This window comes from Pasteurella pantherarum (genome assembly GCF_049670885.1).
Taxonomy (GTDB): Bacteria; Pseudomonadota; Gammaproteobacteria; order Enterobacterales; family Pasteurellaceae; genus Pasteurella.
In genome coordinates this window covers 658,628-678,253 of the sequence record NZ_CP187173.1, presented here as the reverse complement: position 1 = coordinate 678,253, position 19,626 = coordinate 658,628, and the positions used below count along the sequence as shown (strand labels likewise).

14 protein-coding genes and 1 CRISPR repeat array are annotated in these 19,626 nt (G+C 42.0%); of the genes, 7 read left to right on the top strand and 7 right to left on the bottom strand.

Annotated features, from left to right (window positions below; translation table 11 throughout):
- Nucleotides 1-122: 122 nt before the first annotated feature.
- Nucleotides 123-779: a GTP cyclohydrolase I FolE gene (gene folE, locus ACPEEM_RS03190; RefSeq protein WP_424403703.1), complete on the bottom strand. Its 657-nt coding sequence runs from the start codon at nt 777-779 to the stop codon at nt 123-125.
- A gap of 297 nt (nt 780-1,076) precedes the next feature.
- Nucleotides 1,077-2,470: direct repeats of the CRISPR family, unit length 37 nt; unit sequence GTCGAAAGACATTGCCCTGTTCCAAAGGGATTGAGAC.
- Between the two features lie 210 nt (nt 2,471-2,680).
- Between folE and moeA the strand changes: the two genes are divergently transcribed.
- Nucleotides 2,681-3,901 carry a molybdopterin molybdotransferase MoeA gene (gene moeA, locus ACPEEM_RS03185; protein ID WP_424407698.1) on the top strand — a complete coding sequence of 407 codons (1,221 nt, stop codon included), beginning with the start codon at nt 2,681-2,683 and terminating at the stop codon, nt 3,899-3,901.
- A gap of 1 nt (nt 3,902) precedes the next feature.
- Nucleotides 3,903-4,625 (top strand): molybdopterin-synthase adenylyltransferase MoeB, encoded by a 723-nt coding sequence (moeB, locus tag ACPEEM_RS03180; protein WP_424403707.1) that lies wholly within the window; start codon nt 3,903-3,905, stop codon nt 4,623-4,625.
- Nucleotides 4,626-4,643: 18 nt separating this feature from the next.
- On the opposite strand, the gene ACPEEM_RS03175 is transcribed toward moeB, so the two are convergent.
- Nucleotides 4,644-5,231: a UbiX family flavin prenyltransferase gene (locus tag ACPEEM_RS03175; RefSeq protein WP_424403709.1), complete on the bottom strand. Its 588-nt coding sequence runs from the start codon at nt 5,229-5,231 to the stop codon at nt 4,644-4,646.
- Between the two features lie 274 nt (nt 5,232-5,505).
- On the opposite strand from ACPEEM_RS03175, the gene ACPEEM_RS03170 reads away from it, so the two are divergent.
- Both ACPEEM_RS03170 and ACPEEM_RS03165 read left to right on the top strand, forming a co-directional pair.
- Complete coding sequence (locus ACPEEM_RS03170; RefSeq protein ID WP_424403711.1) at nt 5,506-6,258, top strand: hypothetical protein; 753 nt, start codon at nt 5,506-5,508, stop codon at nt 6,256-6,258.
- Nucleotides 6,259-6,494: 236 nt separating this feature from the next.
- Entirely contained in the window at nt 6,495-7,706 is a 1,212-nt protein-coding gene (locus tag ACPEEM_RS03165; RefSeq protein ID WP_424405961.1) for an alpha-hydroxy acid oxidase, read from the top strand.
- 96 nt (nt 7,707-7,802) lie between these two features.
- Here the strand turns inward: ACPEEM_RS03165 and ACPEEM_RS03160 are convergent, their stop codons facing one another.
- The gene (locus tag ACPEEM_RS03160) at nt 7,803-9,116 is read right to left on the bottom strand and encodes an NCS2 family permease (protein ID WP_424403715.1); all 1,314 of its coding nucleotides are present in this window, start codon (nt 9,114-9,116) and stop codon (nt 7,803-7,805) included.
- A 359-nt stretch (nt 9,117-9,475) separates the two neighbouring features.
- On the opposite strand from ACPEEM_RS03160, the gene galE reads away from it, so the two are divergent.
- The 3 genes from galE (at nt 9,476) to adk (ending at nt 12,586) form a co-directional block, all read left to right on the top strand.
- Nucleotides 9,476-10,492: a UDP-glucose 4-epimerase GalE gene (galE, locus tag ACPEEM_RS03155; RefSeq protein ID WP_424403717.1), complete on the top strand. Its 1,017-nt coding sequence runs from the start codon at nt 9,476-9,478 to the stop codon at nt 10,490-10,492.
- Between the two features lie 17 nt (nt 10,493-10,509).
- A complete protein-coding gene (locus ACPEEM_RS03150) occupies nt 10,510-11,799 on the top strand; it encodes an AmpG family muropeptide MFS transporter (RefSeq protein ID WP_424403719.1) in 1,290 nt (429 codons plus the stop codon).
- A gap of 142 nt (nt 11,800-11,941) precedes the next feature.
- Entirely contained in the window at nt 11,942-12,586 is a 645-nt protein-coding gene (gene adk, locus ACPEEM_RS03145) for an adenylate kinase (RefSeq protein WP_424403721.1), read from the top strand.
- Between the two features lie 221 nt (nt 12,587-12,807).
- On the opposite strand, the gene sucD is transcribed toward adk, so the two are convergent.
- From sucD to sucA, 4 genes are all read right to left on the bottom strand, one after another.
- The gene (sucD, locus tag ACPEEM_RS03140; protein WP_424403723.1) at nt 12,808-13,677 is read right to left on the bottom strand and encodes a succinate--CoA ligase subunit alpha; all 870 of its coding nucleotides are present in this window, start codon (nt 13,675-13,677) and stop codon (nt 12,808-12,810) included.
- Nucleotide 13,678: 1 nt separating this feature from the next.
- A complete protein-coding gene (gene sucC, locus ACPEEM_RS03135; RefSeq protein ID WP_424407696.1) occupies nt 13,679-14,845 on the bottom strand; it encodes an ADP-forming succinate--CoA ligase subunit beta in 1,167 nt (388 codons plus the stop codon).
- A gap of 572 nt (nt 14,846-15,417) precedes the next feature.
- Nucleotides 15,418-16,632, bottom strand: coding sequence for a 2-oxoglutarate dehydrogenase complex dihydrolipoyllysine-residue succinyltransferase (gene odhB, locus ACPEEM_RS03130; RefSeq protein ID WP_424407694.1), 1,215 nt, complete (start codon nt 16,630-16,632; stop codon nt 15,418-15,420).
- An 81-nt stretch (nt 16,633-16,713) separates the two neighbouring features.
- Nucleotides 16,714-19,506 (bottom strand): 2-oxoglutarate dehydrogenase E1 component, encoded by a 2,793-nt coding sequence (gene sucA, locus ACPEEM_RS03125; RefSeq protein ID WP_424403729.1) that lies wholly within the window; start codon nt 19,504-19,506, stop codon nt 16,714-16,716.
- Nucleotides 19,507-19,626: the final 120 nt, after the last annotated feature.

Below are 19,626 nucleotides of genomic sequence, written 5' to 3'. Positions count from 1 at the left end.
AAAATATCACATCATGACAGCAACACCACCCCTCCCAAACAAAAAGCACCTTGGAAACGCTCAAGGTGCTTTCGTGATACGAAGTGAAAAGTGCGGTCAATATTTAAAAAGTTTTCATCACATTACTTATTAATTAAGGTCAAAAACTCTTTACGTGTTTCACGATCATCTAAAAAGACCCCACCGAATGCGGAAGTCACCGTATAACTATTCGTATCTTTAATACCACGACATTTCACACAGAAATGCGTGGCTTTCACATACACCGCCACATCTTCCGTTTCCAAAATGGTCTGAAATGCCAATAAAATTTGCTCAGTTAATCGCTCTTGCACCTGTGGACGCTGGGCAAAAAATGCCACAATTCGATTAATCTTAGACAAACCAATCACCCATTTTTTCGGATAATACGCCACAGACACCATACCATCAATGGTGACAAAATGATGCTCGCAAGTACTGGTTAAGGTCACATCGTTAACCAACACCATCTCACTCACTTTCATCCGATTTTCAATGTTGGTAATTTTCGGGAAATTCGCATAATCCAATCCACTGAAAATCTCATCAACAAACATTTTTGCCAAACGTACTGGCGTTTCTTCTAAACTATCATCACGCAAATCTAAACCAATCAGTTTCATCACTTCACGCATATGTTGCTCAATCCCAGCCCGACGCGTATCTTTATCTTGATCTGGGGTAATCATTGGGGTTTCGATCCCCTTGCTTAACAATGCATTGCGAACTTTTTCTGCTTCTGGTGAAATCTTGTTCATGTAAAACTCCCGATAAATAATCCGCACATTCTAACAAACTCTCGCCAAAGTACAAATGAGAATAATCGCTAGAGTGAATGAAAAGTGTTGGGGTGAAATCCATCTCCATAAAACAAATAAAATAGACATAGGCGAAAGAAAAAATTTCATGTAAAATAACGGCGTTCTTTGACTGACAAACAGGGCTTAAATTGGTTATTTTTTATTCAAATCAAGAGTTAGCTTCTCGCCTCAATAAAAAAATTGGGAAGCCTATCCATAACACATTGAATATAAAAGAAAAATCAACCCTCTGCAGTCGAAAGACATTGCCCTGTTCCAAAGGGATTGAGACGATATTGGTTTGTCTGATGCGAAAAGCAAACCTAAAGTCGAAAGACATTGCCCTGTTCCAAAGGGATTGAGACTCCCATTCTCTCATGATTAAATATTGGAAATCTTGTCGAAAGACATTGCCCTGTTCCAAAGGGATTGAGACTTCTTTCGCATTAAATTTTGAATTTTTTTGTCGAAAGACATTGCCCTGTTCCAAAGGGATTGAGACACAGAAACTGGATGGAAGGTAACTTAAGATGATTTGTCGAAAGACATTGCCCTGTTCCAAAGGGATTGAGACAAGTGTTCTCTTGTAACGTTTTATTCATGATTGTGTCGAAAGACATTGCCCTGTTCCAAAGGGATTGAGACCCAAAGGTTACGAATAGCCATAAAGCCTCCATTGGTCGAAAGACATTGCCCTGTTCCAAAGGGATTGAGACTTCTGATCAAGATTAAAACTTGTTTATTGCTATATACGTCGAAAGACATTGCCCTGTTCCAAAGGGATTGAGACCAAACTCGTTAATTTCTTCTTTCGCGATGACTTTTGTCGAAAGACATTGCCCTGTTCCAAAGGGATTGAGACTTAAACCGTGCTATCCGTCCTAATCAATACTTCGTCGAAAGACATTGCCCTGTTCCAAAGGGATTGAGACATAGCCACCTCATAATAAAAATTAATTTTATCTGTCGAAAGACATTGCCCTGTTCCAAAGGGATTGAGACCGAGAACATATACCGTATCCTTATGGCTTCGTAGTCGAAAGACATTGCCCTGTTCCAAAGGGATTGAGACGACTAAATTTTCGAGCATCATTCTAAAATCTTCGACGTCGAAAGACATTGCCCTGTTCCAAAGGGATTGAGACCAAGGTTTTTCTTCTGTACCCAACTGAACTTCTAGTCGAAAGACATTGCCCTGTTCCAAAGGGATTGAGACTGAGTATAAACGAAAATATACTCAACTGTGTTATGTCGAAAGACATTGCCCTGTTCCAAAGGGATTGAGACTAAATGTCATCAGGGGGACTTATAATGGGGTTACGGTCGAAAGACATTGCCCTGTTCCAAAGGGATTGAGACTAGCTTTAAATGCCTCTATCCCTGCTCAATATAAAGGTCGAAAGACATTGCCCTGTTCCAAAGGGATTGAGACTGTGATTTGAGTGCGTTTCATGATGTGATCTCCTGTCGAAAGACATTGCCCTGTTCCAAAGGGATTGAGACTTCACATTCATGCATTAAACCGCTTTTGATCAACATTAGTCGAAAGACATTGCCCTGTTCCAAAGGGATTGAGACCCAAAATTCAGCGGTATTTGCTCCGCTTACATCAGTCGAAAGACATTGCCCTGTTCCAAAGGGATTGATTTATGTAAGGTGGGAACACTTGAACATTAGGTGACAGCCTGATATTTCCCCATTTAAAAGTGCGGTGAAATTTAAAAAAGTTTTCTACCCTTTTCTTCCCTCTTTTCTTCCTTCTTATCTGCTTATCTGCCTGTTATGTCCGCAATAAAATGAGATCGTCGGGTATTTTTGGTATAAAATACGGCACGTTAAAATCAATAAAGGATTCCATTATGTTGCCACTTGAACACGCACTCTCCCAAATGCTCGAGGCGTTACCCACGCCAGATAATCAACACATTGAACACTATCCCCTCACGCAAGCGATCAATCGTATTTGTGCGGAAGACATCATTTCCCCAATCCATGTGCCTGCTTTTGATAATGCGGCGATGGACGGTTATGCCGTGCGATTGGCTGATTTACAACAGCATTTAACCTTGCCTGTGGCTGGAAAAGCCTTTGCGGGTGCACCCTTTACTGGGGAATGGCCAGCACAAAGTGCCATTAGAATCATGACGGGGGCGATGTTGCCAGAAGGGGCGGATGCCGTGGTGATGCAGGAGGAGGTTGTCGTCAATGAAGATGGCACGGTCACCTTCCCTGATACCCTTAAAGTGGGTCAACATATTCGGTGCAAAGGTGACGATGTCAAACAAGGGGATATTGTGTTAAGCCAAGGAAGTTTATTAACGGCGGTTTCCTTGCCCTTGTTGGCTTCACTGGGCATTGAAAAAGTGAAGGTATTTCCTCGCTTGAAAGTGGCGGTGCTGTCTACGGGAGATGAACTTGTGCCTGTGGGTCAACCGTTAAAAGCAGGGCAAATTTACGATACGAACCGTTTTACTATTCAATTGCTGTTAGAAAAACTGAATTGTGAGGTGTTAGATTTGGGTTTGTTGCCAGATAACGAACAGGCATTTGAAAAAGCCTTTCTTCAAGCTCAACAAGAGGCAGATTTAGTGATCACCAGTGGTGGGGTGTCTGTGGGCGAAGCAGATTTCACCAAAACTGTTTTAGAAAAAATCGGTCAAGTGAATTTCTGGAAAATTGCGATGAAGCCGGGGAAACCTTTTGCTTTCGGTCGATTAGACAAGGCATGGTTCTGTGGTTTGCCAGGCAATCCTGTTTCTGCTTTAGTCACCTTTTATCAATTAGTGCAACCTGTGATTGCCAAATTAAGTGGTTATACGCAATGGAAAGCCCCACAACGTTTCGTTGCGAAGGCGGCAACTCACATGAAAAAAACACCAGGCCGTTTAGATTTTCAACGGGGGGTTTATCAGGTCAACCAAGCTGGGCAGATTGAGGTGCAACCTGTTGGGTTTCAAGGTTCACATTTGTTTAGCTCTTTTGTGAAAAGTAACTGTTTTATTGTGTTGGAATCTGAACGTGGCAATGTGGAAGCGGGTGAAACAGTAACGATTGAGCCCTTTAATCATTTAATGAGCTAATATGACAGAATTAAGTTACCAAGAAGAATTACGCTATAACCGCCAAATTATGCTGAAATCCGTGGACTTTGACGGGCAAGAAAGCCTGAAACAAAGCAAAATGCTAATTGTGGGGTTGGGCGGCTTAGGTTGTGCAGCGAGCCAATATTTAGCCACTGCGGGGGTGGGACATCTCACCCTGTTGGACTTTGATACGGTTTCACTGTCCAATTTACAACGTCAAGTGCTACACGATGATAGCCGTTTGGGCATGCCTAAAGTGGAATCAGCAAAATTGTCCTTACAACGTTTGAATCCGCATATTCAGATCGATACCCTCAATGCTAAACTTTCAAACGAAAAACTGGCTGAAATCATACCGCACTTTGATGTGGTGTTGGATTGTACGGATAATGTGGACATTCGTAATCAGCTTGATCACCTCTGCCAGCAAAGTAAAATCCCTTTGGTCTCGGGGGCAGCCATTCGTTTGGAAGGGCAAGTCACGGTTTTCACTTATGAAGACAATACCCCAACTTATCGTCAGTTAAGCCAATTGTTTGGTGACCATACCTTAAGCTGTGTCGAAGCAGGCGTGTTGGCACCGATCGTGGGCATTGTCGGTGCGATTCAAGCCCTTGAGGCAATTAAAGTGCGGTTAAACATTGGTAAGAACTTGTGTGGTCGATTGCTAATGATTGATGGCATGACCCTCTCCATTCGCGAAATAAAATTGCCTGTCTAAAACAGGCATTTTTAATGTTTAATCCCCTTTCCCACCCCAACGCTGGAATAAATCTTGTGCTAAGGGAATCTCAAATTGATCGCAAAGGCGGTTGACACTTTGATCCACAATGTCTTGCACGGTTTTAGGGTGATGATAAAACGCTGGCATCAGTGGGGTGATTTGTGCCCCAATTTCCGCAGCCTGTGTCATTAAACGAAGATGCCCTAAATGTAAGGGCGTTTCACGCACACATAACACCAAAGGTTTACGTTCTTTTAAGCACACATCTGCCGCTCGGGTGATCAAATCATCGGTATAACTATGGGCAATGCCCGATAACGTTTTAATGGAACAGGGCACAATAATCATGCCTAAAGTGCGGTAAGATCCTGATGAAATTGCCGCCCCAATATCACGCACATCATAATTCACATCCGAAAGTGCTTTCACCTCTTGAATGCTGTAATGGGTTTCGGCGGCAATGGTTTGCTTGGCGGCATGACTGATAATCAAGTGCGTTTCGATGTCTTCAAGCGGCTTGAGCACCTCTAATAATCGAATAGCATAAATGGCACCTGATGCCCCTGAAAGGGCAATAATGAGGCGTTTTTTGTCGTTTTTCATAACATAAAGATGGTAATGTTTCAAAATGTGCTGATTCTAACATATTTTTGGCTTCAGGTATGCCGCCGCCAACCTGCAAGCCTAAATAACCTGTTTTCAACTCTCGTGAGTTTACTTTACACCGCCACAAGGCAATTCTCCCGATAGAAAAAGCGAAGTGATGGATTTTTATACCAAATTTCCCTTAAAAAAACAGACTGATTAGACCATTTATGAGCCAATTTTGCATAAAATAAGCCCTCTTTTTTTCATAGGGACTCAAAAGGATATTGAGATGTTAAAACATATTGGAAATCTTATTTTCTCTTCCATTTCCATGGCATTTTTGGTGATTTTAAGCTGGTCTATTGCTTACGCTTATGGGTGGGGACAATCTTATTTTTATGGTTACCCTTGGTGGTATGTCGATGTGCATATCAGCAATATCGCCCGTAGCACGGGCTATGTGGTGTTAGTCACCTTGATACTCGTGATCACAACATTACTGGCGATTTATACTGTCAGAAAATGCAAACCGCTCCTTAGTTATCGTTGTTTAAATATCCTGCGTGCAGCCACATTAAGCATGGTGGTTTGGTTTCCGATTGTGATTATCAGCTTTTTACTCACTGGCGGTGTAAATCCGTTATTTATGATCAGCTATGGTATTTTAGTGGTCAGTTTTACCTTTATTTTTAAACGTTATATAGAAAAATATGTGCATTATATTGATAAAAAGAAAGTCATGCGTTTTGTCAAACAAAATCAATATGCCATTGTGATTTTCACTTATATTTACTTTGTGTTGTCTGCCTTTGTCATTGGTTATTTTCGCCCACACTTTAGCCATTCCTTTGATATGGTAGAATTTAAAAATAAGATGTATTACGTGCTGTCTAAATATGATGATGCGATTATTCTGTCTCAAGATATCCGCAAAAATGGGGAAGATTTTTATATTTATCGCATTACCACAAACGTGCTGAATCACATTAAAACCAATCAGCTTCCACAATCTGCGGAAACCCGATGTTCGTTAGAACACTAACCCCACCTGCGGTGAAGGGACAGTTAAACGTTTTTTAACTTCACCGCCCTTTTACTTTCATCTTTTCTATCCACTTCCACCAAGTTTCCCCCTTAAACTCGCCAACGACAGTAAAAACTTTTCTCAAATCGACCGCACTTTTTGTTAATTTTTTGTAAAAAAGACGTTGTTGAAAAAGGATTTTGGCATAAAATAAACAAAAATAAGAATCAATATCATTTAAAAGTGAGAAACCTATGAGTAAAGATTTATCTAAAATAACCTGTCTTGAAGACTTACGCCGTGTTGCTCAACGTAAAGTCCCCAAAATGTTTTATGACTATGTGATTTCAGGTTCTTGGACTGAAAGCACCTTACACGCCAATCGTAATGATTTTCAAGATATTAAGTTGCACCAACGGGTTCTGGTGAATATGGAAGGGCGTTCACTGGAAACGACAATGATTGGTCAAACCGTAAAAATGCCACTGGCAATCGCCCCCACAGGTTTCACGGGAATGATTCATCCCGATGGTGAAATTCATGCTGCACGGGCGGCAGAGAAATTTGGCATTCCCTTTTCCCTTTCCACCATGTCTATTTGTTCCATTGAAGATGTCGCAGAACACACGAGCAAGCCATTTTGGTTTCAGCTTTATGTGATGCGTGATCGTGAGTTTATGCGAAATCTGATTAAACGGGCTCAAGCGGCGAAATGCTCTGCCCTGATTCTCACGGCAGATCTGCAAGTGCTAGGTCAACGCCATCGTGATATTAAAAATGGCTTATCTGCCCCACCCAAACCCACTTTAGCAAACTGGCTAAATCTTGCCACGAAATGGGAATGGAGCTTAAAAATGCTGCAAACACAACGCCGTACGTTCCGAAATATTGTTGGGCATGCGAAAAATGTGGGGGATTTATCTTCTCTCACCTCATGGACATCAGAACAATTTGATCCACGTTTAAGCTGGGACGATGTGGCAGAAATCAAAGCGTTATGGGGCGGTAAACTGATCATCAAAGGCATCATGGAACCTGAAGATGCCGAAATGGCGGTGAAATCAGGTGCTGATGCCATTGTGGTTTCCAATCATGGGGGACGTCAACTGGATGGGGCGTTATCCACCATTCGGGCATTACCGAATATTGTCAGTGCCGTAGGCAGTAACATTGAAGTCTGGCTAGATAGTGGCATCACCAGTGGGCAAGATATGCTGAAAGCTTGGGCAATGGGTGCTCGAGGGTTTATGACGGGCAAAGCCTTTTTACATGGTTTAGGGGCGTATGGTGAAGATGGTGTACGCCGTTTATTGGAAATTTTCTATAAAGAGATGGATGTCTCAATGGCGTTTACAGGTCGCCGTCATTTAGATGAGGTTACCGCAGAAATTTTGGTTAAAGGTACTTATCCAATCGCAGACAGAGAAAAAACAAAAGACAGCTTATTTTTACCTCTTGGTGAATAATGCTGTCTTTGTCTGATTCAACACTCCGCATATAGCCGCATAAGTGCGGCTATATTTTTTTGTGTTTTCTCTGATTGTTATTCTTTGTTTTTAAACTTAAATCGCCCAACCAAATGCATAAAATGCCACTAATGCGATTGCAATCAACACCGTGCCAAGGTTGAGTTTTTTCACTTCACCCGACACAAGACGACCAATTACCAATGCCGCAAATCCTAGCATGATACCCGTTACGATGTTGGCTGTTAACACAATAAAGACCGCACAAACCAAGCCACTCATCGCCCCAACGAAGTCATCAAAATCTAATTTGCTCACATTACTTAACATTAATAAGCCGACATACATTAAAGCAGGTGCTGTCGCATAACCTGGTACTAAAAAGGCTAATGGTTGGAAAAATAGCATTAAAAGGAATAACACACCGACAACCACCGCCGTCAAGCCTGTTTTCCCTCCAGCAGCCGTACCTGCCGCAGATTCAATATATACCGCAGCAGGTGCAGTTCCGAATACACCAGAGAAAATGCTACTTACCGAGTCTGAAGTTAAGGCTTTGCCACCATTGATAATTTGCCCATTTTTGTCTAACAAATTCGCTTGACCTGCCACCGCACGAATCGTGCCTGTTGCGTCAAATACTGCGGTCATCACAAGGGCAAACACCACAGGTAAAATAGCAGGTTGTAATGCCCCCATTAAATCTAATTCAAGGAATAAGGAATGTTCACCAAAGGTTGGCATTTTGAAAATGCTGCCTGCAAATTTAACATTGGGATCAAAAATTAACCCCACGATGGTGATAGCAATAATCACCCATAAAATCGCCCCTTTGACTTTCATTTTTTCTAAGCCAATAATCAATGCCAAACCAATTAATGACATTAATACAGGGAATGAGGTAAATTCGCCCATTTTCACAGGTAAACCTGCTTGGTTGCTCACCACTAAACCGACACCATTCGCCGCAATTAATAGCAAGAATAACCCAATCCCAATCCCTGCACCATGTGCAATGCTACTTGGTAAATTACGTAAAATCCAAGCACGAATCCCAGTGGCAGAAATCAGAGTAAATACCACACCCATTAAGAAGACCGCACCTAATGCGACAGGAATACTCACCTGCTGACCTAACACCAAGCTAAATGCAGTAAAGGCAGTTAAGGAAATCGCACAACCGATCGCCATAGGCACATTCGCCCATAAGCCAATCAATAATGAGCCTAATCCCGCCACCAAACAGGTGGCAATAAACACTGATTCCGCAGGAAAACCTGCAGCACCTAACATATTCGGCACGACAATCACTGAATACACCATGGCTAAAAAGGTGGTTAACCCAGCGATAATTTCCTGACGTACATTTGAGCCACGTGCAGTAATCTCAAAATGTTTTTCTAACGACATATGGTTTCCTTAAATTAAAGTAGTCAATAAAAAATAAGTGCGTATTCTACGCTAATTTTCTCAAGAGTAAACGTTTGCGTAATCGGTTGCGTGATTTTTAATAAAAAAGACGAGGGCGACCATAAGAGAAGCAAGCAAGAAATAAAAAATCTGCACCGTTAATAACTGTTGGAAAGTCAGTTCTACTTTGGGCAACAACTCACCCATAACTGCCTTTTTATCAATCAAAAATACCCTTTTTGAGTGTAATAGTGTTGACATTGGCTTCTCAATACAGGCTAGGGATAACCCTTTCACTTATTTAGCAAAAGATCTATACTAATCACTCTTTGTCTCCATTCCACAACTAAGGACGAAATATGGCAATTCTCGTAACAGGTGGTGCTGGCTATATTGGCTCGCATACCGTCGTTGAACTACTTAATGCAAATAAAGATGTGGTTGTTTTAGATAATCTTTGTAATTCCTCCCCTAAATCCCTTGAACGGGTTTCACAAATTACAGGTAAAACGGTGACGTTTTATCAAGGTGATGTCCTTGATCGCACACTTTTACAAAAAATCTTTGCGGAAAATCAGATTCAATCTGTGATCCATTTTGCGGGTTTAAAAGCCGTGGGAGAAAGTGTACAAAAACCTGCTGAATATTACATGAACAACGTCACAGGGTCCTTAGTGCTGATCCAAGAGATGAAAAAAGCGGGCGTATGGAACTTTGTGTTTAGTTCCTCTGCGACAGTATATGGCGATCCTGAAATCATTCCAATTACCGAAAGTTGCAAAGTGGGTGGCACCACGAATCCATATGGCACCTCAAAATTTATGGTGGAACAAATGTTAACAGATATTGCCAAAGCAACACCTGAATTTAGCATCACCATTTTGCGTTATTTTAACCCCGTCGGTGCCCATGAAAGCGGCTTAATCGGCGAGGATCCAACAGGGATTCCTAATAATTTATTACCTTATATCAGCCAAGTGGCTATCGGCAAACTGCCACAGCTTTCGGTATTTGGACACGATTACGATACCCATGATGGCACGGGGGTGCGAGATTATATTCATGTGGTCGATTTGGCGATCGGACACCTTAAAGCCCTTGATTGTCACGAAGGTGATGCAGGCTTACATATTTATAACCTCGGCACGGGGATAGGTTATTCTGTCTTGGATATGGTGAAGGCATTTGAAAAAGCCAATGGCATCGACATTCCATATCAGTTAGTAGCACGTCGACCAGGGGATATTGCGACCTGTTATTCTGATCCCCAGCTCGCCAAAAAAGCCTTGGGCTGGACAGCAGAACGTGGACTTGATCAAATGATGAAAGACACTTGGCATTGGCAAAAAAATAACCCGAAAGGTTACCGTGAATAACAAAAACGAGAATACTTATGGAAAATAAACCTAGCCTATTATCCCAAATCTTTAGCCGCAATATGCTGCTTTGTATTTTTACTGGTTTCAGCTCTGGCTTACCCTTGTATGTGTTATTTCAATTGGTGCCCGCATGGCTTTCTTCCAGTGAAGTGGATGTGAAAACCATTGGCTTTTTTACTTTAATTGGTTTTCCTTATACATGGAAATTTATCATTTCTCCACTGCTTGACCGCTATTACCCTCGTTTTTTAGGGCGTCGCCGTAGTTGGATGTTTCTCACGCAAATCGGTTTGTTAGCGTTACTTGCCTTACTGGGACAATACAATCCCGTGGAAGACATTCAAACCGTGGCGGTACTTTCCACCTTAATTGCGGTATTTTCTGCGGTACAAGATATTGTGATTGATGCCTATCGCCGTGAAATTTTAAGTGATGAGGAACTCGGTTTAGGGAACTCCATTCACGTCAATGCCTATCGTATTTCAGGCTTGATTCCCGGTGGACTCGCCTTAATTCTGGCAGACAGTATGCCATGGGATATGGTGTTTATTTTCACTGCCTTATTTATGATTCCAGGCTTGATCCTGTCACTTTTCCTTAGTAAAGAACCGAACGTTCCGCAAATTGATCGTTCGCTCCCCTTCTACCATACCTTTGCCTTACCTTTCAAAGAGTTTTTCACTCGTAAAGGGGTCGCTTCTGCACTGGGTTTAATCTTGTTCCTGTTCTTATATAAATTTGGGGATTCTCTTGCAACCTCACTGCAAACCAAATTTATTTTAGATATGGGTTTCAGCAAAACAGACATTGGCACGGTGGTGAAACTCAATTCCTTATGGGCATCCATCATCTCAGGGATGATCGGCGGCATTTTAATGCTACGTTTAGGTATTAATCGAGCATTGTGGATCTTTGGTTTTGTGCAATTAATTACCATTCTTGGCTTCGTGTGGATGGCAAGTTATGGCAAATTTGAAACCATTGAATGGTATGAGCGATTTGTACTCACGGTGGTAATTATTGGTGAATATATTGGGGTCGGTTTAGGCACCGCTGCTTTCGTTGCCTTTATGGCGAAAGAAACCAACCCACTTTATACCGCGACCCAATTGGCCATTTTTACCAGTTTAGCCGCCATTCCGAGCAAAGTCTTCAGTGCATTTTCAGGGGTGATTGTTGCCAATTACGGCTATTATATGTTCTTTTGGATCTGCTTCTTTGCCGCAATCCCAGGGATGTTAATGCTGTTTAAAGTTGCCCCATGGCACGCAGAAAACACCACGGCGGTGCAGAAATCAGCATAAATGCTTAGTGGTTGACATTTCTATTAAATTCAGCAACCATTAGCCGTTTTGTTTTAGTAGAAAAACAAGTAAAAATCACACCGCACTTTTTCACTCACAAAGTGCGGTTAAAAATAAAATTATTTTAACCAATGAGGTCATTATGAAAATTATCCTATTAGGTGCACCAGGTGCGGGTAAAGGCACACAAGCACAATTTATTATGAATAAATTTGGCATTCCTCAAATTTCCACAGGTGATATGTTACGTGCTGCTATCAAAGCAGGAACTGAATTAGGTAAACAAGCTAAAACCTTAATGGACGCAGGACAATTAGTCCCAGATGATTTAATCATTTCTCTTGTCAAAGAACGTGTGGCACAAGATGATTGTGCAAAAGGGTTCTTATTAGACGGTTTCCCTCGCACCATTCCACAAGCAGACGCCTTAAAAAGTGCAGGGATCAGCATTGATTATGTTTTAGAGTTTGATGTGGCAGACGAGGTGATTGTTGAGCGTATGAGCGGTCGTCGTGTTCACCCTGCTTCAGGTCGCACTTACCATGTGGTTTACAATCCACCAAAAGTGGAAGGAAAAGACGATGTCACAGGCGAAGATTTAATCATTCGTGCCGATGACAAACCAGAAACAGTATTAGATCGCTTAAAAGTGTACCATTCCACCACCAAACCTTTAGTGGACTACTACCAAGCTGAAGCAAAAGCAGGCAACACCCAATATTTCCGTTTAGACGGCACTAAAAAAGTAGAAGAAGTGAGCCAAGAGTTAGATTCAATCCTTGCTTAATTTACGTTCATCAAATCAAAAAGGCTGTATCATACAGCCTTTTTTCTTGCCCAGAAAAGGGCTTAAATGAGCGAGCTTCTAAGCTAAAAACGGGGTTTAAAGCCAATTAAGCCACCCTTGTTAGGATTGTAAATGCCTCTTGCTAGTGCCACCCCATTCACAAAGAAAAAGAGCAAGCTCATCGGCTTGCCCTTTTTACATAAAGATAATGAAAGTGCGGTCTATTTTAACAAAGATTTTAATGCCGTACCGATATCCGCTAAACTACGCACGGTTTTGACACCCGCCGCTTCAAGGGCGGCAAATTTTTCATCAGACGTGCCTTTGCCACCACTAATAATGGCACCTGCATGCCCCATACGTTTGCCTTTTGGTGCGGTTACCCCTGCAATATAACTCACGACGGGTTTAGTAATAGATTCTTTGATAAACGCTGCTGCTTCTTCTTCTGCAGATCCGCCAATTTCCCCAATCATAACAATGGCTTCTGTTTGCGGATCATCTTGGAATAATTTCAAAATATCAATAAAGCTAGAGCCAGGAATCGGATCACCACCAATGCCGACACAAGTTGATTGCCCAAAACCTTCATCGGTCGTTTGTTTCACCGCTTCATACGTTAATGTGCCAGAGCGAGAAACAATCCCGATTTTGCCTTTTTGGTGAATGTGACCCGGCATGATCCCAATTTTACATTCATCAGGTGTGATGACCCCTGGGCAATTAGGACCGATCATGCGTACACCTGTTTGATTTAAGCGTTGTTTCACTTGCAACATATCTAAGGTTGGAATACCTTCTGTGATACAAATCACTAATTCAATGCCCGCATCAATGGCTTCTAAAATGGCATCTTTACAGCCCACTGCAGGCACATAAATCACTGTGGCAGTCGCACCTGTTGCCTCTACCGCCTCACGAACGGTATTAAAAACAGGTAAACCTAAATGAGTGGTGCCACCTTTGCCAGGTGATACGCCACCCACCAATTTTGTACCGTAATCAATGGCTTGTTTCGAGTGAAAGGTGCCTTGACTGCCAGTAAAACCTTGGCAAATCACTTTGGTATCTTGATTAATTAAAATCGCCATCTTATTTTCCCTCCGCTGCTTTTACGGCTTGCATCGCAGCATCAGTTAATGTGTTTGCCGCAATAATATTAACGTCACTGTTGGCTAAAATTTCACGCCCTAAAGGGGCATTCGTCCCTTCTAAACGAACAACAACAGGCACACTGACCCCCACTTCATGCACGGCTGCAATAATGCCTTCTGCAATTAAATCACAACGTACAATTCCCCCAAAAATATTGACTAATACGGCTTTGACGGCACTGTCCGATAAAATAATTTTGAACGCTTCTGCCACACGTTCTTTGGTTGCCCCACCGCCCACATCAAGGAAATTCGCAGGTTGACCACCGTGTAATTTAATAATATCCATGGTTCCCATAGCTAAGCCTGCACCATTGACCATACAACCAATGTTTCCCTCAAGTGCCACATAGTTTAACTGATGGGATTCTGCAAGGGCCTCACGTGGATCTTCTTGGGTAGGATCTTGCATAGCTTTTAAGTCTGGCTGGCGATAAAGTGCATTACTGTCGACTACCATTTTGGCATCTAAACACAGTAAATGTCCTGCTTGGGTGACCACTAATGGATTGACTTCTAGAAGGGCTAAATCTTTTTCCACAAACATTTTCGCCATTTGGATAAAAATATGTGCAAATTGTTTGATTTGTTCACCTTGTAAGCCTAATTTAAACGCCAGCTCACGACCTTGATATGGCATGGCTCCTGTTAAGGGATCAATAGCCACTTTATGTAATAAGTGCGGTGCATTTTCTGCGACTTCTTCAATATCTACGCCACCTTCAGTGGACGCCATAAATACAACACGTTGAGAAGCGCGATCCAACACGACACCTAAATATAATTCACGATCAATATTTGCCCCTTCTTCCACATAAATCGTGTTAACGGGCTGACCATTTGCATCAGTTTGAAAAGTGACAAGACGGTTACCTAACCATTGATCAGCAAAGGCACGCATTTCAGCTTCATTACGGACTAATTTCACGCCACCAGCTTGACCACGTCCACCTGCATGCACTTGACACTTTGCCACCCAAACATCACCATTGAGCTTCTTCATTGCCTCTACAGCTTCATCAGTGCTTTTACAGGCATAACCTCTGCCAACGGGTAATTGATATCCCACAAAAATTTGCTTCGCTTGATACTCATGTAGATTCATTGCGTTGTATTCCTTACTTGTCGTATTATCAGCTCATTTTCAAAATGAGCTTATTTTATCGTCAGAAATGGCAAAAGTCTTTATTCAAATAGCTAACCCTATGGAATGACGGCATGAAATGCTCTTCCATTTGATTCCGTTCAGAATCCTTAAATCACCTCATCGAATTCTGCTTCGCCAATACTTTTTCCCCTTGTCGCAACAACGCTAAATATGACTGATCATTCAGTATCTCTCGCAAAGTCTTCACAAGAAAAGAGAATAGTGAAATGCTTTCCTCTTACAAGAAGAAAAGCGTGATCTTCATCGCATCACCGATACTATATTGTTCATAATCTGCTAAAAAAAGCAAATAGATGTATCATGCCCGAAGAACCATCACCTTGATAAAAGGCAATAGAAACACATCTTAATAAAATTTGTACACTGGCGATAGTCTATCCGCCTATATTTCAAGAGAAAAAATAGCATATTGAAGGCATTGTGCCTAAACAAAAATGGCTAAAGCATAATAAAAGTGCGGTCTGATTTTAAATTTTTTTAAAACCGACCGCACTTCATGCCATAAATGTTTAAATGTCTAATAATAAACGTGTTGGATCTTCAAGTAATGATTTAATGGTGACTAAGAAACCGACAGATTCTCGTCCATCAATTAAACGGTGATCATAAGATAATGCCAAATACATCATTGGACGAATAACCACTTCACCGTTAACCGCCACGGGACGATCTTTAATGGCGTGCATACCTAAAATAGCACTTTGTGGGGGATTGATAATCGGTGTGGACATTAATGAGCCAAACACCCCACCATTGGTAATGGTAAAGTTGCCGCCTGTTAAATCTTCTACGGTCAATTTGCCATCACGTCCTTTGTCAGCAAGTGCTTTAATGGCTTTTTCAATTTCTGCCATGCTTAACTTATCACAGTTGCGTAAGACTGGGGTGACCAATCCACGTGGTGTGGAGACCGCAATACTGATATCGAAATAGTTGTGATACACAATGTCATCGCCATCAATGGAGGCGTTGATTTCTGGATAACGTTTTAAGGCTTCCACCACGGCTTTAATATAAAAGGACATAAAACCTAAACGGACACCATGGCGTTTTTCAAATATTTCGCCGTATGTTTTGCGTAAATTCATAATGGGTGCCATATCCACTTCGTTGAAGGTGGTCAACATGGCGGTGCTGTTTTTGGCTTCTAATAAACGTTCTGCAATACGTTTACGTAAACGGGTCATAGGCACACGTTTTTCATCACGCTCCCCAAGCGTAAATGTGCTAACAGGCTCAGGTTCTGCCGCAGTTTGAGCTTTGCTCGCCAGCACTTTTTCCACATCTTCACGGGTAATTCGCCCCCCCACGCCTGTACCTTTAATGTCTTCTGCATTTAAATCATGCTCCGCAATTAAACGGCGAACCCCCGGGCTGATACTCTCACTGCCCACCGATTCTGTACTTAATGTGGCATGATGACGATCGGCAGGGGTCGGCTCTTGCGTGGCTACTGTGTTTTTGGTCACTCCACCTGCTACAACAGCGGCAGCCAATTTTCCTAATAATTGTTTGCTGACCACTGTCGCCCCTTCTGCTTCAATGATGCTTTCCAACACACCATCAGATTGTGCTGGCACTTCAAGCACGACTTTATCCGTTTCAATTTCAACTAAGATGTCATCACGCTTGACGCTATCTCCCACTTTTTTATGCCAAGTTACCACCGTTGCATCGGCGACGGATTCAGGTAAATCTGGGGTAATAATCTCAAAATGACTCATTTTTGTTTTCCTTTTTTCAGGTTTAATTATGCGAAAAGTGCGGTCTATTTTAGACAGGTTTTCACCACACTTTTCCTTTTATTATGCTAATGCCTCTGTCACCAGTGCCGTTTGTTGTTCAAGATGTAATGCCATATAACCCACCGCAGGCGATGCTGAAGCTGGACGCCCGACATAACGAAGTTTACCGTGGGCAGGGATTGATGTCACAAAATTATGTTGACTACAATACCAAGCCCCTTGATTTAACGGCTCTTCTTGACACCATACATAGTCTGTGACGTGGCTGTAAGGAGCTAAGACCTCTTTCATTTCTTCATGTGGATAAGGATAAAGCTGCTCAATACGAATAATCGCCACATCTGTTTGGTTATTTTTACGACGTTGTTCGACTAAATCGTAATACACTTTACCAGAGCACATGACAACCCGTCTCACCTGTTTGGCATCCAGTGAATCAATTTCAGGTATCACATTTTGGAATTTACCTTGAATGAGTTCGTCCATTGTGGAAATGGCTAATGGATGACGTAATAAGGATTTGGGTGAAATCACCACCAAGGGACGGCGAACTTTACGGATCATTTGACGGCGTAACAAATGGTAAATTTGTGCTGGCGTAGAAGGAACACAAACTTGCATATTTTGCTGGGCACACAACTGTAAATAACGTTCTAAACGTGCAGAAGAATGTTCAGGTCCTTGCCCTTCATAACCATGTGGTAATAACATCACTAACCCACACATTCTGCCCCATTTTTGTTCACCTGAACTGATAAACTGATCCACCACCACTTGTGCACAGTTTGCAAAATCCCCAAATTGGGCTTCCCAAATGGTTAAGGTTTTTGGATCCGTCGTGGCATAACCATATTCAAACGCCAATACCGCATTTTCGGTTAACACAGAATCCCAAACTTCAAATCGCCCTTGAGAGCCATGTAAATTTGCCAATGGAATATAAAGGGTGCCGTCTTTTTGGTTATGCAACACCGAATGACGGTGGAAAAAGGTGCCTCGTCCTGCATCTTCCCCCGATAAACGCACATGATAGCCTTCATCTAATAGGGTGGCATACGCCATGGTTTCAGCCATGCCCCAATCAAATAACTTTTCACCTTTTGCCATTAATGCACGATCTGAATAAATTTTATTGACACGAGAATGCAATTCATGCTGAGCAGGATATTCACAGACTTTTTTCGCTAACCCTTTAAAACGGTCTGCATCAAACTGGCTTTCATATTCGCACCATTCACGACTGAGGTATTGTGTCCAATCTTTTGCGGTTAAATCAATTTCTCGCCACTCAGACACCACACAATCTCCTCGGTCTAAAGCATCACGATAATCATTTAAAAGTGCGGTGGCGTCTTCCTCATGAATGATCCCTTGGGCAATTAAACGATCTGCATAGATTTTACGTGGTGTAGGATGTTTTTTAATTCGATCATACATTAATGGTTGAGTGGCTGAGGGTTCATCGGCTTCATTATGTCCATGACGACGATAAGAAACTAAATCAATGAAAATATCCCGTTTAAATAAAGTGCGGTATTCCACAGCCATACGGGCGGCATACGCCACCGCTTCAGGATCATCGCCATTCACATGAATTACGGGGGCTTCAATCATTTTCGCAATATCCGTACAGTATTCTGTGGAACGGGTATCATGAGGATTCGAGGTGGTAAAACCAATTTGGTTGTTGATGACAATACGAATGGTTCCCCCCACGTTGTAGCCCCTTGTGGCAGACATATTTAAGGTTTCTTGTACCACACCTTGCCCGATAACCGCAGAATCCCCATGCACCGTAACGGGCAACACTTTCGCTTTGCCATGATCGTTGATTCGCTTTTGTCTTGCTCGCACCGAGCCAATCACCACAGGGCTAACAATTTCTAAGTGAGAAGGATTAAATGCCAGAGCTAAATGCACCATGCCATCATCGGTCATAAAATCAGACGAAAAACCTTGGTGATATTTCACATCCCCCGTGCCGTTACCATGATGTTTGCCTGCAAATTCATCAAATAATTCTGACGGTTTTTTACCTAATACATTAACCAACATATTTAAACGGCCCCGGTGTGCCATGCCCATCACAATCTCATCAATGCCATTGCGTTTACCATGACGCACAATTTCCTTCATTAACAAAATAAATGCATCACTTCCTTCTAATGAAAAACGCTTAGCACCTGGAAATCTTGCCCCTAAATACCGCTCTAACCCATCTGCTGCGGTTAATTCAGCCAAAAATTTAAGTTGTTCTTCTTTTTTAAAGTGCTGCGTGACACGTACTTCCAGTTTATTTTGCAACCATGTTCTTGCTTCCACATCGTTCACATGCATAAATTCAAGACCAATCGTTCCACAGTACGTTTTTTGCAATAACGCCTGCAATCCTCGTAAGGAAATTTGATTGAGATGAGCCACCTCGCCCCCTAAATCAAAGATTTTATCCAAATCACTTTCCGTGAAACCGTGGTATTTATAATCTAATGTTGGAACATCCATACGTTGCCAAAGACGTAATGGGTCAAGATCCGCATGGAGATGACCTCGATTACGATGTGCATTCACAAATGCTAACAACTTGACTAATCTTGCACTCACATGAGGGTCAATCACTTCCTTGCCATTGGGCGAATGGTCTCGGGCTAAACGTTTGAAATAATCACGGACTTGAGAATGGGGTTGTTCTACTGCAACATGTTTAGGAAGGGCGTTAAAAATGGTTTGCCAACTGGCATCAACAGAATTGGGATCGCACAGATATTCCTCATAAAGCTCCTCGATATAAGACTGGTTAATACCACCAAGAGCACTTGAATCTAGCCACTCGCGAATTGAGTTTTTTTGTTGCATTGTGTCCACCTGAATAGAATTATTTGATAACAATCATAGCTAAATGACATGGCTATTATACAAAAGGATTTAGCAATAATAATTTTTCTTTTTTAATCACACCGTTATATGATTAAAAAA

Bases quoted from the DNA above. Each gene is read 5' to 3' on its own strand.
- sucC (WP_424407696.1), bottom strand. From the start codon at position 14,845: ATGAATCTACATGAGTATCAAGCGAAGCAAATTTTTGTGGGATATCAA.
- odhB (WP_424407694.1), bottom strand. From the start codon at position 16,632: ATGAGTCATTTTGAGATTATTACCCCAGATTTACCTGAATCCGTCGCC.
- sucA (WP_424403729.1), bottom strand. From the start codon at position 19,506: ATGCAACAAAAAAACTCAATTCGCGAGTGGCTAGATTCAAGTGCTCTT.
- moeB (WP_424403707.1), top strand. From the start codon at position 3,903: ATGACAGAATTAAGTTACCAAGAAGAATTACGCTATAACCGCCAAATT.
- sucD (WP_424403723.1), bottom strand. From the start codon at position 13,677: ATGGCGATTTTAATTAATCAAGATACCAAAGTGATTTGCCAAGGTTTT.
- ACPEEM_RS03175 (WP_424403709.1), bottom strand. From the start codon at position 5,231: ATGAAAAACGACAAAAAACGCCTCATTATTGCCCTTTCAGGGGCATCA.
- adk (WP_424403721.1), top strand. From the start codon at position 11,942: ATGAAAATTATCCTATTAGGTGCACCAGGTGCGGGTAAAGGCACACAA.
- folE (WP_424403703.1), bottom strand. From the start codon at position 779: ATGAACAAGATTTCACCAGAAGCAGAAAAAGTTCGCAATGCATTGTTA.
- galE (WP_424403717.1), top strand. From the start codon at position 9,476: ATGGCAATTCTCGTAACAGGTGGTGCTGGCTATATTGGCTCGCATACC.
- ACPEEM_RS03165 (WP_424405961.1), top strand. From the start codon at position 6,495: ATGAGTAAAGATTTATCTAAAATAACCTGTCTTGAAGACTTACGCCGT.
- ACPEEM_RS03150 (WP_424403719.1), top strand. From the start codon at position 10,510: ATGGAAAATAAACCTAGCCTATTATCCCAAATCTTTAGCCGCAATATG.
- ACPEEM_RS03170 (WP_424403711.1), top strand. From the start codon at position 5,506: ATGTTAAAACATATTGGAAATCTTATTTTCTCTTCCATTTCCATGGCA.
- moeA (WP_424407698.1), top strand. From the start codon at position 2,681: ATGTTGCCACTTGAACACGCACTCTCCCAAATGCTCGAGGCGTTACCC.
- ACPEEM_RS03160 (WP_424403715.1), bottom strand. From the start codon at position 9,116: ATGTCGTTAGAAAAACATTTTGAGATTACTGCACGTGGCTCAAATGTA.